The 17,478-nt window shown below is 65.8% G+C and carries 12 protein-coding genes, 1 tRNA gene and 1 pseudogene; all 14 read left to right on the forward strand.

All coding sequences use genetic code 11. The features are described 5' to 3' along the window. A pseudogene (gene tuf, locus CRP50_RS24330) lies at positions 1-147 on the forward strand (elongation factor Tu); the annotation flags it as partial. A gap of 148 nt (positions 148-295) precedes the next feature. Next, positions 296-371 (forward strand) — tRNA-Trp (locus CRP50_RS24335). A gap of 122 nt (positions 372-493) precedes the next feature. Beyond that, the gene (secE, locus tag CRP50_RS24340; protein WP_097281801.1) at positions 494-691 is read left to right on the forward strand and encodes a preprotein translocase subunit SecE; all 198 of its coding nucleotides are present in this window, start codon (positions 494-496) and stop codon (positions 689-691) included. A 6-nt stretch (positions 692-697) separates the two neighbouring features. Beyond that, positions 698-1,228 (forward strand): transcription termination/antitermination protein NusG, encoded by a 531-nt coding sequence (nusG, locus tag CRP50_RS24345; protein WP_097281802.1) that lies wholly within the window; start codon positions 698-700, stop codon positions 1,226-1,228. A gap of 149 nt (positions 1,229-1,377) precedes the next feature. Further along, positions 1,378-1,806 carry a 50S ribosomal protein L11 gene (gene rplK, locus CRP50_RS24350; protein WP_097281803.1) on the forward strand — a complete coding sequence of 143 codons (429 nt, stop codon included), beginning with the start codon at positions 1,378-1,380 and terminating at the stop codon, positions 1,804-1,806. Between the two features lie 5 nt (positions 1,807-1,811). Continuing rightward, the gene (rplA, locus tag CRP50_RS24355) at positions 1,812-2,510 is read left to right on the forward strand and encodes a 50S ribosomal protein L1 (RefSeq protein WP_097281804.1); all 699 of its coding nucleotides are present in this window, start codon (positions 1,812-1,814) and stop codon (positions 2,508-2,510) included. A 298-nt stretch (positions 2,511-2,808) separates the two neighbouring features. Then, positions 2,809-3,330 carry a 50S ribosomal protein L10 gene (rplJ, locus tag CRP50_RS24360; protein WP_097281805.1) on the forward strand — a complete coding sequence of 174 codons (522 nt, stop codon included), beginning with the start codon at positions 2,809-2,811 and terminating at the stop codon, positions 3,328-3,330. Between the two features lie 85 nt (positions 3,331-3,415). Next, positions 3,416-3,793: a 50S ribosomal protein L7/L12 gene (gene rplL / locus CRP50_RS24365; RefSeq protein ID WP_097281806.1), complete on the forward strand. Its 378-nt coding sequence runs from the start codon at positions 3,416-3,418 to the stop codon at positions 3,791-3,793. A 403-nt stretch (positions 3,794-4,196) separates the two neighbouring features. After that, positions 4,197-8,375 (forward strand): DNA-directed RNA polymerase subunit beta, encoded by a 4,179-nt coding sequence (gene rpoB, locus CRP50_RS24370; protein WP_097281807.1) that lies wholly within the window; start codon positions 4,197-4,199, stop codon positions 8,373-8,375. A gap of 163 nt (positions 8,376-8,538) precedes the next feature. Next, positions 8,539-13,029 carry a DNA-directed RNA polymerase subunit beta' gene (gene rpoC / locus CRP50_RS24375; RefSeq protein ID WP_097281808.1) on the forward strand — a complete coding sequence of 1,497 codons (4,491 nt, stop codon included), beginning with the start codon at positions 8,539-8,541 and terminating at the stop codon, positions 13,027-13,029. A gap of 390 nt (positions 13,030-13,419) precedes the next feature. Beyond that, positions 13,420-13,791: a 30S ribosomal protein S12 gene (gene rpsL / locus CRP50_RS24380; RefSeq protein ID WP_097281809.1), complete on the forward strand. Its 372-nt coding sequence runs from the start codon at positions 13,420-13,422 to the stop codon at positions 13,789-13,791. A 15-nt stretch (positions 13,792-13,806) separates the two neighbouring features. Continuing rightward, positions 13,807-14,274 (forward strand): 30S ribosomal protein S7, encoded by a 468-nt coding sequence (gene rpsG, locus CRP50_RS24385; protein WP_097281810.1) that lies wholly within the window; start codon positions 13,807-13,809, stop codon positions 14,272-14,274. 42 nt (positions 14,275-14,316) lie between these two features. Continuing rightward, complete coding sequence (gene fusA / locus CRP50_RS24390; protein WP_097281811.1) at positions 14,317-16,395, forward strand: elongation factor G; 2,079 nt, start codon at positions 14,317-14,319, stop codon at positions 16,393-16,395. Positions 16,396-16,434: 39 nt separating this feature from the next. Continuing rightward, on the forward strand, positions 16,435-17,478 hold a 1,044-nt coding region (tuf, locus tag CRP50_RS24395; protein WP_097281812.1), incomplete at its 3' end, for an elongation factor Tu.

Here is a 17,478-nt window from a genome sequence, read left to right on the forward strand (position 1 = left end):
GGCACCGAAATGGTGATGCCGGGCGACAACATCTCGATCACCGTGTCGCTGATCGCCCCCATCGCCATGGACGAAGGCCTGCGCTTCGCCATCCGTGAAGGTGGCCGCACCGTCGGTGCCGGCGTCGTCGCGAAGATCGTGAAGTAAGAAAATACGACCGGTCGCGCGGGGCCTTCGGGCACCGCGCGATTGGGACTTGTCAAGCCGGGACGATCCGTTTATATCGTCCGGCTCTGGTGAGCTTCGGCTTGCCGATCCGAAGGTTCGCGCCCCGGCGTGGACCGTAAGGGGCCCTAGGGGTGTAGCTCAATTGGTAGAGCACCGGTCTCCAAAACCGGGGGTTGCGGGTTCGATCCCTGCCACCCCTGCCAGCCCTCCCCGGGTTGGCGAGCGCGGCTCCCTTGCCGGACATAGCGCGCGTCGGGTCCCCTGACCGCAGGGTTTCCGCCGGGTCGGTATCCGATCCGGCTTTAGAATTTGGACGTGGAACAGCATGGCTAAGACCACCCCGGGCCAGTTCGTCCGACAGGTCCGTACCGAGTTGAGCAAGGTCACCTGGCCGACGCGCAAGGAGACCACCATCTCGACGGTCATGGTCTTCATCATGGTGACGCTGGCTGCGCTGTTCTTCCTGATCGTGGATCAGCTGCTCGCCTGGGGCGTTCAGGTGATCTTCGGGCTTGGAGGATAACTTCGTATGGCCGCGCGCTGGTACGTGCTGCACGTCTACTCGGGCTTCGAGAACAAGGTCGCCCAGTCGATCCGCGAACAGGCGGAGCAGAAGGGCATGACCGAAATGTTCGAGCAGGTCCTCGTGCCGACGGAAGAGGTCGTCGAGGTTCGTCGCGGCTCGAAGGTCCAGGCGGAACGCAAGTTCTTCCCCGGCTACGTCCTGCTCAAGATGGACCTGAACGACGAAACCTACCACCTCGTCACCGGCACCGCCAAGGTCACCGGCTTCCTGGGTGCGAAGGGTCGGCCGTCGCCGATCACCGAGCGCGAGGCCGAACGGATCATGAAGCAGGTGCAGGAAGGCATCGACCGGCCGAAGCCGTCGGTGACCTTCGAGGTGGGCGAGCAGGTGCGCGTCTCCGACGGCCCCTTCGCCAGCTTCAACGGCCTGGTGGAAGAAGTGGACGAGGAACGGGCGCGCCTCAAGGTGTCCGTCTCGATCTTCGGGCGCTCGACGCCCGTCGAACTGGAATACGCGCAGGTCGAAAAGATCTGACGCGGTCTGCTATTCCCGCACCGCCGTCCCCGTGACGGCGGCGCGGGTGTTTTCGTGGGAGGCCGACCCCCGAAGTCCAGGGGAGCCCGACCACGACCCTCTCGAAAGCCCCGGCCGCGCCATGCGCCGGGCATCACACAGAGGATGTCATGGCGAAGAAGATCATCGGTTTCATCAAGTTGCAGATTCCGGCCGGCAAGGCCAACCCGTCGCCGCCGGTGGGCCCCGCCCTCGGTCAGCGCGGCCTGAACATCATGGAGTTCTGCAAGGCGTTCAACGCCTCGACGCAGAACCTCGAGCCCGGCATGCCGATTCCGGTCGTCATCACGGCCTATTCGGACCGCACCTTCTCGTTCGTCACCAAGACCCCGCCGGTCAGCTACTTCCTGAAGAAGGCCGCCGGCCTGCCGAAGGGCTCGCAGACCCCCGGCAAGGGCACGGTCGGCAAGGTGACCATGGCGCAGATCGAAGAGATCGCGAACGCGAAGATGAAGGACCTGAACTGCGTGACCGTCGAATCGGCTTCGGCCATGATTCGCGGCTCGGCGCTGTCCATGGGCCTGGAAGTGGTGGAGTAAGACACATGGCGAAGATCGGCAAGCGTCTGAAGAACGCCTACAAGGGCGTCGAAGCCACCACCCTCTACGACCTCGAGAAGGCCATCGAGCTGGCGAAGGCGAATGCCTCGGCCAAGTTCGACGAGACCATCGAGATCGCCATGAACCTGGGCGTCGACCCGCGCCACGCCGACCAGATGGTCCGCGGCGTGGTCGAGCTGCCGCACGGCACCGGCAAGACGGTCCGCGTGGCCGTGTTCGCCAAGGCCGAGAAGGCCGCCGAAGCGCAGGCCGCCGGCGCCGACATCGTCGGTGCGGAAGACCTGGCGGACGCCATCCAGAACGGCACCATCGACTTCGACCGTTGCATCGCGACGCCGGACATGATGGGTCTCGTCGGCCGCCTCGGCAAGGTGCTCGGCCCGCGCGGCCTGATGCCGAACCCGAAGCTCGGCACAGTGACCCCGAACGTCACCGAAGCCATCCGCGCCGCCAAGGCCGGTCAGGTGCAGTTCCGCGTCGAGAAGGCCGGCATCATCCACGCCGGCATCGGCAAGGCCAGCTTCTCGGCGGCCCAGCTGCTCGACAACGCGCGCGCCTTCGTCGACGCCATCGCCAAGGCGAAGCCGGCCGGCGCCAAGGGCACCTACATTCAGAAGATCGCCGTCAGCTCCACCATGGGGCCCGGCCTGAAGGTCAATCCGGGCACCGTTTCGGCCGCCTGATCGACCGCAGGAATATCCGGCGGCGGCCTTCCGGCAAGGGGGCCGTCCACCGGAGCAGGGGATCCCTCGGGGTCCCCGACACCTGTCCGAGACCGCAGGAGCCTTCGGGCTTAAAGGGGCTTCCCTTCCTGCATAGACGGGAGCAGCAAGCGATTTCCTTTCTCCCGAGTGGGCAAGGACTTTCGGCTTGGGCTTCTGGGGCAGGTTGACCCGGCCGCGCCGCCCGCGGGGCGACCGGGTAAACGCAACCTCCCGCCGCGACCTCGGTCGAGGCGGGAACAGAGAAGCGGAGACGGAAGTGAACCGTACCGAAAAGCAGGAGCTCGTCGCCGAGCTGCACGCCCTGTTTGCGGAAAAGTCCTCCGTGGTCGTCACCCAGTACAAGGGTCTGACGGTCAAGGAAGTGGAGGCTCTCCGCGGCAAGGTCCGTGACGCTGGCGCTGGCTTCAAGGTCACGAAGAACCGCCTCACGCGTCTCGCCCTTGCCGACACGAAGTTCGCGGGTCTCACCGACCTGTTCACCGGTCCGACGGCGATTTGTTTCTCCGACGATCCGGTGGCGGCCGCCAAGGCCACCGCGGAATTCGCGAAGACGAACGACAAGCTGATCATCCTCGGCGGCTCCATGGCCGACGGCAAGGTCCTCGACGTCGAAGGCGTCAAGGCTCTGGCGTCGCTGCCGTCGCTGGATGAGCTGCGTGCCAAGTTCCTGGCCCTGATCCAGACCCCGGCGACCCGTATCGCCGGCGTCACTCAGGCCCCGGCCGGCCAGCTCGCTCGCGTCTTCAAGGCCTATGCCGACAAGGGCGAAGCCGCGTAAGGCTCGCCTACATACGAACCCAATCTGCCTGGTCCGTCCCCGAACCATCGGACGGGCCGCTTGAAAACTCAGGAGAAAGCTTAAAATGGCCGATCTCGCCAAGCTCGTCGACGACCTGTCCGCCCTGACCGTCCTGGAGGCCGCCGAGCTCTCCAAGATGCTCGAGGAGAAGTGGGGCGTTTCCGCCGCCGCTCCGGTCGCCGTCGCCGCCGCCGGTGGTGCCGCCGCCCCGGCCGCCGCTGCCGAGGAGAAGACCGAGTTCGACGTCGTCCTGGCCGACGCCGGCGACAAGAAGATCAACGTGATCAAGGAAGTCCGCGCCATCACCGGTCTCGGCCTGAAGGAAGCCAAGGACCTGGTCGAAGGCGCTCCGAAGACCGTGAAGGAAGCTGCGTCCAAGGACGAAGCCGAGAAGATCAAGAAGCAGCTGGAAGAGGCTGGCGCCAAGGTCGAGCTGAAGTAAGTCAGCTTCGCCATCTTCGGCTGAATGGGCCGGAAGGGCGATGCCCTCCCTGGAAGGGGAGGGCGTCACCCTCCGGCCCGCCGATGTTTCTGCTGCCGTCCGGCCCCTCGGGGCCGGGCGACGGTGGAGAAAAGTCGAGGCCCGCAGCCGAAATCCGCAGGCCGGTGGGTGCGAACGGATCGCACCGCACTAGATAGCTGCGGATTTCGCTTGCGGGCCGTCCGGCCCTCCGGTCCCGCCGCCGCGGCGTGGGACAGTCGTGCGGGGGGCAGGGACGTGCCGGGTGGACGGGGCCTTGGTTGGTCGGCCCCCTCCGCTGTTTCGCGCGGCCGCCGCTCCGTCCATCGCGCGCAGGACGGGGAACGGGTCGTGCAGACCAACAGGTCAAAGACGAGGAGCGGCAATGGCTAAGTCCTTTACTGGTCGGAAGCGGGTGCGGAAAGACTTCGGGCGGATCCCGTCCGTCGCCCCCATGCCCAACCTGATCGAGGTGCAGAAGAGCTCCTACGACAGCTTCCTGGAGTCCGGCGTCAACGGCCGGACGGTGAGCGGTCTCGAGGAAGTCTTCCGGTCCGTCTTCCCGATCAAGGATTTCGCCGGCAAGGGTGAGCTGGAGTTCGTGCGTTACGAGCTCGAAGAGCCCAAGTACGATGTGGAAGAGTGCCAGCAGCGCGGCATGACGTTCGCCGCCCCGCTGAAGGTGACCCTGCGTCTCGTCGTGTGGGACGTGGACGAGGACACCGGTGCGCGCTCCATCCGCGACATCAAGGAGCAGGACGTCTACATGGGCGACATGCCGCTCATGACGGACAAGGGCACCTTCATCATCAACGGCACCGAGCGCGTCATCGTTTCGCAGATGCACCGCAGCCCGGGTGTCTTCTTCGACCACGACAAGGGCAAGACGCACTCGTCGGGCAAGTACCTGTTCGCCGCCCGCGTCATTCCCTACCGCGGCTCGTGGCTCGACTTCGAATTCGACGCCAAGGACCTCGTCTACGTCCGCATCGACCGTCGCCGCAAGCTGCCGGTGACGACCCTGCTCTACGCCCTCGACAGCGTCGCGACCGAACTGCTGCGCAAGACCCGCAAGGCCGAGGGCAAGTCCGTCGACCCGATCGAGGTCAAGGGCATGACGCAGGAAGACGTGCTGTCGTACTTCTACGGCAACATCGTCTTCACCCGTGACGCCCAGGGCTGGAAGACCGAGTTCGTGGCCGACCGCATGCGCGGCGTCAAGCTCGTGTCCGACCTGATCGACGCCCAGACGGGCGAAGTGAAGATGGAAGCGGGCCAGAAGGTCACCGCGCGCGCCGCCCGCAAGCTGGCCGACGAAGGCCTGACCGAGGTGCGTGTCGCCATCGAGGATCTGGTCGGCCGCTACGCCGGCGAGGACGTCATCGACCCGACCTCGGGCGAGATCTTCGTCGAGGCCGGCGAGGAGATCACCGAAGGCATCCTCGAGAACCTGGCGCGCGGCGGCATCGACGAGCTGCCGACCCTGCACATCGACCACATCAACGTCGGTCCCTACATCCGCAACACCCTCATGGTGGACAAGAACACCTGCCGTGAGGAAGCGCTGATCGACATCTACCGCGTCATGCGCCCGGGCGAGCCGCCCACCCTGGAGACCGCCGAGGCTCTGTTCCGCGGCCTGTTCTTCGACAGCGAGCGTTACGACCTCTCGGCCGTCGGTCGCGTGAAGATGAACTCGCGCCTGGGCTTCACCCTGGACGAGGCGCCGGACACCCAGCGCACCCTGCGCAAGGACGACATCCTGCGCATCGTCAAGCAGCTGGTGGAGCTGAAGGACGGCCGCGGCGAAATCGACGACATCGACCACCTGGGCAACCGTCGTGTCCGCTCCGTCGGCGAGCTGATGGAGAACCAGTACCGCGTCGGCCTGCTGCGCATGGAGCGTGCCATCCGCGAGCGTATGTCCTCGGTGGACATCGACACGGTGATGCCGCACGACCTGATCAACGCCAAGCCGGCGGCGGCTGCGGTGCGCGAGTTCTTCGGCTCGAGCCAGCTGTCGCAGTTCATGGACCAGACCAACCCGCTGTCGGAGATCACCCACAAGCGCCGCCTGTCGGCGCTCGGCCCGGGCGGTCTGACGCGCGAGCGCGCCGGCTTCGAGGTGCGCGACGTGCACCCGACGCACTACGGCCGCATCTGCCCGATCGAGACGCCGGAAGGTCCGAACATCGGCCTCATCAACTCGCTGGCCACCTTCGCCCGCGTCAACCAGTACGGCTTCATCGAAAGCCCGTACCGCAAGGTCGTGGGCGGCGAGGTGACCGACGAGGTCATCTACATGTCGGCCATGGAAGAGGGCAAGTACACCATCGCCCAGGCCAACGCGGAACTGGACGAGGGCAACCGCTTCGTCGGCGACCTCATCTCCTGCCGCAAGGCCGGAGACTTCGTGATGGTAGCCCCCGACCAGATCGACTTCGTCGACGTGTCGCCGAAGCAGCTGGTGTCCGTCGCCGCGGCGCTGATCCCGTTCCTCGAGAACGACGACGCCAACCGCGCGCTCATGGGCTCCAACATGCAGCGTCAGGCGGTGCCGCTTCTGAAGGCCGAGGCGCCGTTCGTCGGCACCGGCATGGAGAAGGCGGTCGCCCGCGACTCGGGTGCCACCATCGTCGCCCGCCGCGCCGGCCTGGTGCAGCAGGTGGACGCCACCCGCGTCGTCATCCGCGCCACCGAGGACGTGCTGAGCACCGAATCGGGCGTCGACATCTACCGCCTGGCGAAGTTCCAGCGCTCCAACCAGTCCACCTGCATGACCCAGCGTCCGCTGGTGAAGGTGGGCGACGTGGTGGCGAAGGGCGACATCATCGCCGACGGCCCGTCGACCGACCTCGGCGAGCTGGCGCTCGGCCGCAACGTGCTGGTCGCGTTCATGCCGTGGAACGGCTACAACTTCGAGGACTCCATCCTCATCTCGGAACGCATCGTCCGCGACGACGTGTTCACCTCGATCCACATCGAGGAATTCGAGGTGATGGCGCGCGACACCAAGCTGGGCCAGGAAGAAATCACGCGCGACATCCCGAACGTGGGTGAAGACGCGCTGAAGAACCTCGACGAAGCCGGCATCGTCTACATCGGCGCCGAAGTGAAGGCGGGCGACATCCTCGTCGGCAAGGTCACCCCGAAGGGCGAAAGCCCGGTGACGCCGGAAGAGAAGCTGCTGCGCGCCATCTTCGGCGAGAAGGCGAGCGACGTGCGCGACACCTCCCTGCGTCTGCCCCCGGGCGTGCAGGGCACCATCGTCGACGTCCGTGTCTTCAACCGCCGCGGCGTCGAGAAGGACGAGCGTACGCTCGCCATCGACCGCGCCGAGATCGAGCGTCTGGCCAAGGACCGCGACGACGAACGCAAGATCCTGGAAGGCAGCTTCTCCAGCCGCCTCAAGGAAATGCTGCTCGGCCAGGTCGCCGTTTCGGGCCCCAAGGGCGCCAAGACCGGCGGCGTGATCGACGAGGCCCTGCTGGCCGACTTCACCCCCGGCCAGTGGCGCCAGTTCGGCGTCGAGAACGACACCGTGATGAGCGAGATCGAAGACCTGAAGAAGGCCTTCGAGGAGAGCATCTCGGCGTTGCAGAAGCGCTTCGAAAGCAAGGTCGAGAAGCTGGAGCGCGGCGACGAGCTGCCCCCGGGCGTGCTGAAGATGGTCAAGGTCTTCGTGGCGGTGAAGCGCAAGCTGCAGCCGGGCGACAAGATGGCCGGCCGTCACGGCAACAAGGGCGTCATCTCGCGTATCGTGCCGATCGAGGACATGCCGTACCTGGAAGACGGCACCCAGGTCGACATCGTGCTCAACCCGCTCGGCGTGCCCTCGCGCATGAACGTCGGTCAGATCCTGGAAACCCACCTCGGGTGGGCATGCCGCGGTCTCGGCCATCAGGTGCGCGAAGTGCTCGACCAGGTGACCTACAGCGGCGCCTCGGTGGACGACCTGCGGGTCAAGCTGCGCGACATCTACGGCGAGAAGTCCTACGGCGACGACATCGCCGACCTGGGCGACGACGAGATCCGCGAGCTGGCCTACAACCTGCGCACCGGCATTCCCATCGCCACCCCGGTGTTCGACGGTGCCCGCGAAAGCGACATCGCCGAGATGCTGGAGAAGGCCGGGCTGCACCGCTCGGGTCAGGTCACCCTGCACGACGGGCGCACCGGCGAGCCGTTCGACCGCCAGGTCACGGTCGGCTACATCTACATGCTGAAGCTGCACCACCTGGTCGACGACAAGATCCACGCCCGCTCCATCGGCCCGTACTCGCTGGTCACCCAGCAGCCGCTGGGCGGCAAGGCCCAGTTCGGCGGCCAGCGCTTCGGTGAAATGGAAGTGTGGGCGCTGGAAGCCTACGGCGCGGCGTACACGCTGCAGGAGATGCTGACGGTGAAGTCGGACGACGTGTCCGGCCGTACCAAGGTCTACGAAGCCATCGTCCGCGGCGACGACACCTTCGAGGCCGGCATCCCCGAATCCTTCAACGTGCTCGTGAAGGAAATGCGGTCGCTGGGTCTGGACGTCGAACTGAGCCAGAGCACCGGCTTCTGAGCCTTAGCACCGGACCGGGTTGCGGGACATCGTCCCGCTCCCCACACTCTAGGCCCCGGCGGCCGGCCTTTCGGCGGTCGCCACACTTTGCGGAACGCGGACGGCGGGATCGCTTCTCGGCAGGGCAGGTCCCCGTCCGCCGGACCGCAGCGGGAGAGTAGGCATGAACGAGCTTATGAAGATCTTCGGTCAGGTCAGCGGCACCCAGTCGTTCGACCAGATCAAGATTTCCATCGCGAGCCCCGAGAAGATCCGTTCCTGGTCCTACGGCGAGATCAAGAAGCCGGAGACCATCAACTACCGTACCTTCAAGCCGGAGCGGGACGGCCTGTTCTGCGCCCGCATCTTCGGACCGGTGAAGGACTACGAGTGCTTGTGCGGCAAGTACAAGCGCATGAAGTATCGTGGCATCATCTGCGAGAAGTGCGGCGTCGAGGTCACCCTCTCGAAGGTCCGCCGCGAGCGCATGGGCCACATCGAGCTGGCCGCTCCCGTCGCGCACATCTGGTTCCTGAAGAGCCTGCCGAGCCGCATCGGCCTGCTCATGGACATGACGCTGAAGGATCTCGAGCGCGTCCTGTACTTCGAGAACTACGTGGTGGTCGAGCCGGGCCTGACGCCGCTCAAGCAGCATGAGCTGCTGAACGAGGAACAGTACCAGCGCGCCGTCGACGAATACGGCGAAGACAGCTTCACCGCCGGCATCGGCGCCGAGGCCATCAAGGCCATGCTGTCGGAGATCGACCTGGCGCAGCTGCGCGAGGAGATGCGTGCCGACCTGCGCGAGACGACCTCGGAAGCCAAGCGCAAGAAGCTCGTCAAGCGCCTGAAGCTGGTCGAGGCCTTCATGGAGTCGGGTTCCCGCCCCGAGTGGATGATCCTCGACGTCGTGCCGGTGATCCCGCCCGAGCTGCGCCCGCTGGTGCCGCTGGACGGTGGCCGCTTCGCGACCTCCGACCTGAACGACCTGTACCGCCGCGTCATCAACCGCAACAACCGCCTGAAGCGGCTGATCGAGCTGCGCGCGCCGGAAATCATCATCCGCAACGAAAAGCGCATGCTGCAGGAGGCCGTCGACGCGCTGTTCGACAACGGCCGCCGCGGCCGCGCCATCACGGGTGCCAACAAGCGCCCGCTGAAGTCGCTGTCGGACATGCTGAAGGGCAAGCAGGGCCGCTTCCGTCAGAACCTGCTCGGCAAGCGCGTCGACTACTCGGGCCGTTCGGTCATCGTGGTCGGCCCGGAGCTGAAGCTGCACCAGTGCGGCCTGCCGAAGAAGATGGCGCTGGAGCTGTTCAAGCCGTTCATCTACTCCAAGCTCGAACTCTACGGCATGGCGACCACCATCAAGGCCGCCAAGCGCATGGTGGAGAAGGAGCGTCCCGAGGTTTGGGACATCCTGGAAGAGGTGATCCGCGAGCACCCGGTCATGCTGAACCGCGCGCCGACGCTGCACCGCCTGGGCATCCAGGCGTTCGAGCCGGTGCTGGTGGAAGGCAAGGCCATCCAGCTGCACCCGCTGGTCTGCACCGCCTTCAACGCCGACTTCGACGGCGACCAGATGGCCGTGCACGTCCCGCTGTCGCTGGAAGCGCAGCTGGAAGCCCGCGTGCTGATGATGTCGACGAACAACATCCTCAGCCCTGCCTCCGGCAAGCCGATCATCGTGCCGACCCAGGACATGATTCTGGGTATCTACTATCTGACCATGGAAGGCGACGAGCAGCCCGGCCTGCGCCTGAAGTTCAAGGACATGGACGAGCTGTCGGCGGCCCTGAAGGCCGGTGACGCCTACCTGTGGAACCCGCGTCAGCCGAACGTCGCCGTCGACACGACCGACCTCGCGCAGCTGTCGGCGGACATCGCCAACGGCCGCGTGTGGGCGCACCGCGTGCTGCACGTCACCGACGCCAAGGTGGTGGAAGAGGGCCTGAAGGCCGGCAAGATCGGCGTGTTCGGCAAGGAACAGCCGGGCAAGCCCTTCGAGGTCGAGTCCATCGACCAGCTGATGACGGCGGTGGAAGCCGGCCGTGCGCTGCTCTACCCGGTGCCGGTGTTCTCCAACGCCGCCGAGATCGAAGAGGCGCTCACCGAGAAGGTGGTCGGCCTGCACACCAAGGTGCTGGCCCGCATGCGCACCGTCGACAACGAGGGCGTGGACGCCGTGCGTCTGGTCGCCACCACGCCGGGCCGCAGCATGCTGGGCGAGGTGCTGCCCAAGCACCCGAACGTGCCCTTCACGCTGATCAACCGCCTGCTCCGCAAGAAGGAGATCGGCGAGGTCATCGACGTGGTCTACCGCCACTGCGGCCAGAAAGAGACGGTCATCTTCTGCGACCGGATCATGGCCATGGGCTTCAAGCAGGCCGCCCGCGCCGGCATCTCGTTCGGCAAGGACGACATGGTGATCCCGGACTCCAAGGCCGGCATGCTGGCGGAGACCGAGGCCCAGGTGAAGGAGTTCGAGCAGCAGTACCAGGACGGCCTCATCACCCAGGGCGAGAAGTACAACAAGGTCGTCGACGCGTGGTCGCAGTGCACCGAAAAGGTCGCCGACGCCATGATGAAGGAGATCTCCAAGGTCGATCCGGCCAAGGGCGTGAACTCCGTCTTCATGATGGCGCACTCCGGTGCCCGTGGCTCGGCCGCCCAGATGAAGCAGCTCGCCGGCATGCGCGGCCTCATGGCCAAGCCGTCGGGCGAGATCATCGAGACGCCGATCATCTCGAACTTCAAGGAAGGCCTGACCGTGCTGGAGTACTTCAACTCCACCCACGGTGCGCGTAAGGGCCTGGCCGACACCGCGCTGAAGACCGCCAACTCGGGTTACCTGACCCGTCGTCTGGTGGACGTGGCGCAGGACGCCATCATCATCGAATACGACTGCGGCACCGAGCGCAGCCTGACCGCCATTCCGGTGGTCGACGGCGGCGAGGTGGTGGTGTCGCTCGGCGACCGCATCCTGGGCCGTACCGCGGCCGAGGACGTGTACGACCCGAACAGCGACACGGTCATCGTGCCCAAGGGCACCCTGATCGAGGAGCGTCACGTCGAGCTGATCGAGGCGGCCGGCATCGAGTCCGTGAAGATCCGCTCGGTGCTGACCTGCGACACCCAGACCGGCATCTGCTCCAAGTGCTACGGCCGCGACCTGGCGCGCGGCACCGAGGCCAACATCGGCGAAGCCGTCGGCGTCATCGCGGCGCAGTCCATCGGCGAGCCGGGCACCCAGCTGACCATGCGCACGTTCCACATCGGCGGCGCGGCCCAGCGTGGTGCGGAGCAGTCGAGCATCGAGGCGGCCTTCGACTCCAAGGTCAAGGTGCTGAACCGCAACGTGGTGTTGAACTCGGAAGGCGTCGCCGTGGTCATGGCCCGCAACTGCGAGGTCCTGCTGCTCGACGTGAACGGTCGCGAGAAGGCGCGTCACCGCGTGCCCTACGGCGCCCGCATCCACGTCAAGGACGACGACACGGTCGCCAAGGGCCAGAAGATGGCCGACTGGGATCCGTACACCCTGCCGATCATCACCGAGCGCGAAGGCGTGGTGAACTTCGTCGACCTGGTGGAAGGCGTGTCCATGCGCGAAGTCACCGACGAGGCGACGGGCGTCAGCTCCCGCGTCGTGGTGGACTGGAAGCAGCAGCCCCGCGGCAACGACCTGAAGCCGCGTGTCACCCTGCGCGACGAGAAGGGCGAGGTCATCACCCTGCCGAACGGCATGGAAGCCCGCTACTTCATGTCGGTGGACGCCATCCTGTCGGTCGAGAACGGCCAGCGGGTGCATGCCGGTGACGTGCTGGCGCGTATTCCGCGCGAAAGCTCCAAGACCCGCGACATCACGGGCGGTCTGCCGCGCGTGGCGGAACTGTTCGAAGCCCGCCGTCCGAAGGATCACGCGATCATCGCCGAAGTCGACGGCCGCGTGGAATTCGGCAAGGACTACAAGAACAAGCGCCGCATCCTCGTGGTCACGGAAGAGGGCGATCAGGTCGAATACCTGGTGCCGAAGGGCAAGCACCTGTCGGTCCAGGAAGGCGACTACGTCCGCAAGGGCGACCCGCTGATGGACGGCAACCCCGTGCCGCACGACATCCTGCGCGTCATGGGCGTCGAGGCGCTGGCCGACTACCTGATCAAGGAGATCCAGGACGTCTATCGTCTGCAGGGCGTGAAGATCAACGACAAGCACATCGAGGTGATCTGCCGCCAGATGCTGCAGAAGGTCGAGATCACCGAGCCCGGCGACACGACGTTCCTGGTCGGCGAGCAGGTCGACCGCATGGAGTTCCAGAACGAGAACGAAAAGGCCATCAAGGAGAACGGCCGTCCCGCCCAGGGCGAGCCGGTGCTGCAGGGCATCACCAAGGCCAGCCTGCAGACGCACTCCTTCGTGTCCGCCGCCTCGTTCCAGGAGACCACCCGCGTCCTCACCGAAGCCTCGGTGTCGGGCAAGGTGGACCGTCTGGTCGGCCTCAAGGAGAACGTCATCGTCGGCCGCCTGATCCCGGCGGGTACCGGCGCGATGATGAACACCCTGCGCCAGGTCGCCGCCAAGCGCGACGAGGAGCTGCAGGCCGCCTCCACCGACGCCGCCACGGCCGCCCTGCCGGCCGACGGCGGCACCCCGAGCGCGCCGCCCGCCGGCGAGTGAGGGACCGAAGGTCCCGCCGGATCCCCGGCACCGGCTTCGGCGCGGTGACCGGGACTCGGCGGAAAGCCTGATGCGACTCCGGGACGCTCCGAGCAGGGGCGTCCCGGTCGTCGTTTCAAGGGCCGAACCCGGCGGGAAAGCTGATTCTTTCCCTTGACGGGGGTAGGGGGCGTCACTAGTATTCCGCCCTCATCGGGCCGCCGGTGGTGACGAGCAACGGCACGTCAGACGCGGCAGTCCGGCACGATATTTCCATAGGGTCCGCCGGCGCTGGTTGGACCACGGGGAAATGCCCACCGGACCTCCTGATAGGGGAGAGTCCTATGGGTTTTTTGTCTTGGTCGCGCCTGCGATACGGTCGCGCAAGAGCGTGAGAAAAAGGGAAGGTTAATGCCTACGATCAACCAGTTGATCCGCATGGGCCGCGAAGCGCCGGTGAAGCGCAACAAGGTTCCGGCCATGCAGGCGTGCCCGCAGAAGCGCGGTGTCTGCACCCGCGTCTACACCACCACCCCGAAGAAGCCGAACTCGGCGCTTCGCAAGGTGGCGCGCGTGCGCCTGACCAACGGCTACGAGGTCACCTCGTACATCCCCGGTGAGGGCCACAACCTGCAGGAGCACTCGGTGGTCATGATCCGCGGCGGCCGCGTGAAGGACCTGCCGGGCGTGCGCTACCACATCATTCGCGGCACCCTGGACACCCAGGGCGTCAAGGATCGCCGTCAGCGTCGCTCCAAGTACGGCGCCAAGCGTCCGAAGTAAGAGGGAAGCAGAACCATGTCTCGTCGCCGCGCAGCGGTTAAGCGCGAGGTCCTGCCGGACGCCAAGTTCGGCGATACGGTCATCGCGAAGTTCATCAACAACATCATGCTCGACGGCAAGAAGGGCGTGGCCGAGAAGATCGTCTATGGCGCTCTCGACCGTCTGGCCGCCAAGGGTGGTGACCCGGTGCAGATGTTCCACGAAGCCGTGGACAACGTGAAGCCGGCCGTCGAAGTGCGCTCCCGCCGTGTCGGTGGCGCCACCTACCAGGTGCCCGTGGAAGTGCGCACCGAGCGTCGTCAGGCGCTTGCCTTCCGCTGGATCACCGACTTCGCTCGCAAGCGTTCGGAGACCACCATGGTCGACCGTCTGTTCGGCGAGCTGATGGATGCCGTCAACAACCGCGGCGGCGCCGTCAAGAAGCGTGAAGACACGCATCGCATGGCGGAAGCCAACAAGGCCTTCTCGCACTACCGCTGGTAACGCCGGCGCTCCGACGCAGACACGCAGCGAAGAGTGAGCGAAATGAAACGCGAAACCCCGCTTGAGCGGTACCGCAACATCGGCATCATGGCCCACATCGATGCCGGCAAGACGACCACGACCGAGCGAATCCTGTACTACACGGGTAAGTCGCACAAGATCGGTGAGGTCCATGAAGGCACCGCCACCATGGACTGGATGGAGCAGGAGCAGGAGCGTGGCATTACGATCACCTCCGCTGCGACGACTGCCTTCTGGAAGGATCACCGCGTCAACATCATCGACACCCCGGGCCACGTCGACTTCACCATCGAAGTCGAACGTTCGCTCCGCGTGCTCGATGGTGCCGTGACGGTGTTCGACTCGGTCGCCGGCGTCGAGCCGCAGTCCGAGACGGTGTGGCGTCAGGCCGACAAGTACCACGTGCCGCGCATGTGCTTCGTCAACAAGATGGACCGCATGGGCGCGAACTTCTATCGCTGCGTGGACATGATCAAGGATCGCCTGGGTGCGCATCCGCTGGTCGTGAACCTGCCCATCGGCGTCGAGGCCGACTACACCGGCATCGTCGACCTGGTGAAGATGCAGGCCGTCATCTGGAAGGGTGACGACCTGGGCGCCGCCTACGAGTACACCGACATCCCCGCCGACCTCGCCGACAAGGCTGCCGAGTACCGCCAGGCGCTCGTCGAGACCGCCGTCGAGCAGGACGAAGCGGCGATGGAAGCCTACCTCGACGGCACCGAGCCCACCGAGGACGAGCTGAACAAGCTCATCCGCAAGGGCACGATCGGCATGGCCTTCACCCCTGTTCTGTGCGGCTCCGCCTTCAAGAACAAGGGCGTGCAGACGATGCTGGACGCCGTCATCAACTTCCTGCCGTCGCCGCTCGACGTGCCGCCGGTGAAGGGCGTTCTGCTCGACGGCGAGACCGAAGAGACCCGCCCGACCGACGACCAGGCGCCGTTCTCGGCGCTGGCGTTCAAGATCATGAACGACCCGTTCGTCGGCTCGCTGACCTTCGCCCGCATCTACTCGGGCACGGTCGAGAGCGGTTCCTACGTGCAGAACACGGTGAAGGAAAAGCGCGAGCGCATCGGCCGCATGCTGCTGATGCACGCCAACAACCGTGAAGAAATCAAGTGGGCGGCCGCCGGCGACATCGTCGCCATCGTGGGTCTGAAGGACACCACGACCGGCGACACCCTCTGCGATCCCGCCAAGCCGATCATCCTGGAGCGCATGGAGTTCCCGGATCCGGTCATCGAGGTCGCCGTCGAGCCCAAGACCAAGGCCGACATGGAAAAGATGGGCATGGCGCTGGCTCGTCTGGCTGCCGAAGACCCGTCCTTCCGCGTCTCCACCGACCAGGAGTCGGGCCAGACGGTCATCAAGGGCATGGGCGAACTGCACCTCGAGATCATCGTCGACCGCATGCGTCGCGAGTTCAAGGTGGACTGCAACGTGGGCGCCCCGCAGGTGGCCTACCGCGAGACCATCTCGAAGACGCAGACCGTCGAATACACCCACAAGAAGCAGACGGGTGGTTCGGGTCAGTTCGCGAAGGTCGTGATCAAGTTCGAGCCGAACCCCGAGGGCGACGAGTTCATCTTCACCAACGCCGTCGTCGGCGGCTCGGTGCCGAAGGAATACGTCCCGGGCGTGGAAAAGGGCCTGCGCTCCTCCACCGACTCGGGCGTGCTGGCCGGCTTCCCGGTCACCAAGGTGAAGGCCACCCTGGTGGAAGGCGCCTACCACGACGTCGACTCGAGCGTCATGGCGTTCGAAATCGCCGCCCGTGCGGCGTTCCGCGAAGGCATTCCCAAGTGCGGTCCGAAGCTGCTCGAGCCGATCATGAAGGTCGAGGTCGTGACGCCGGAAGAGTACATGGGCGACATCATCGGCGACCTGAACAGCCGCCGCGGCCAGGTGTCGGGCATGGACCAGCGCGGCATCGCCCGCGTCGTGTCGGCGATGGTTCCGCTGGCCAACATGTTCGGCTACGTGAACAACCTGCGCTCCATGTCGCAGGGTCGCGCCCAGTACACCATGTTGTTCGACCACTACGCGGAAGTCCCGAGCAACGTCTCGGATGAAATCCGCGCCAAGATGGCCGGCTGACGCCGCCGTCGCAGACAGCGAAGCTGGAGAGATCGAGAAATGGCGAAGGAAAAGTTCACGCGGTCGAAGCCGCACTGCAACGTCGGCACCATCGGTCACGTCGACCATGGCAAGACGACGCTGACCGCGGCGATCACGAAGGTGATGGCCGAGCAGGGCGGCGGCCAGTTCCTGGCTTACGACATGATCGACAAGGCGCCGGAAGAGCGGGCGCGCGGCATCACCATCTCGACGGCGCACGTCGAGTACGAGACCGCGAACCGTCACTACGCGCACGTCGACTGCCCGGGCCACGCCGACTACGTGAAGAACATGATCACCGGTGCCGCCCAGATGGACGGCGCGATCCTGGTGGTCTCGGCCGCCGACGGCCCGATGCCGCAGACCCGCGAGCACATCCTGCTCGCCCGTCAGGTCGGTGTGCCGGCGATCGTCGTGTTCATGAACAAGGTGGACCAGGTCGACGACCCGGAACTGCTGGAACTGGTGGAGCTCGAGATCCGCGAGCTGCTGTCGTCCTACGACTTCCCGGGCGACGACATTCCCATCGTGAAGGGTTCGGCCCTGGCCGCGCTCGAGGGCAACAAGCCGGAGATCGGCGCCAACGCCATCGCCGAGCTGATGAAGGCCGTCGACGAGTACATCCCGCAGCCGGAACGTCCGAAGGACCGTCCGTTCCTGATGCCGATCGAAGACGTGTTCTCGATCTCGGGCCGCGGCACCGTGGTGACCGGCCGCGTCGAGCGCGGCATCGTGAAGGTGGGTGAGGAAGTCGAGATCGTCGGCCTCAAGGACACCGTGAAGACGACCGTCACGGGCGTCGAGATGTTCCGCAAGCTGCTCGACCAGGGCGAGGCCGGCGACAACATCGGCGCGCTGCTGCGCGGCACCAAGCGCGAAGACGTGGAGCGCGGTCAGGTCCTGGCGAAGCCGGGCTCGATCACCCCGCACACCGACTTCGTGGCCGAGTGCTACATCCTGACCAAGGAAGAAGGTGGCCGTCACACGCCGTTCTTCTCCAACTACCGCCCGCAGTTCTACTTCCGCACCACCGACGTCACCGGCACGATCGCGCTGCCGGAA

Source organism: Caenispirillum bisanense (assembly GCF_900230255.1).
Lineage (GTDB): Bacteria > Pseudomonadota > Alphaproteobacteria > Rhodospirillales > Rhodospirillaceae > Caenispirillum > Caenispirillum bisanense_A.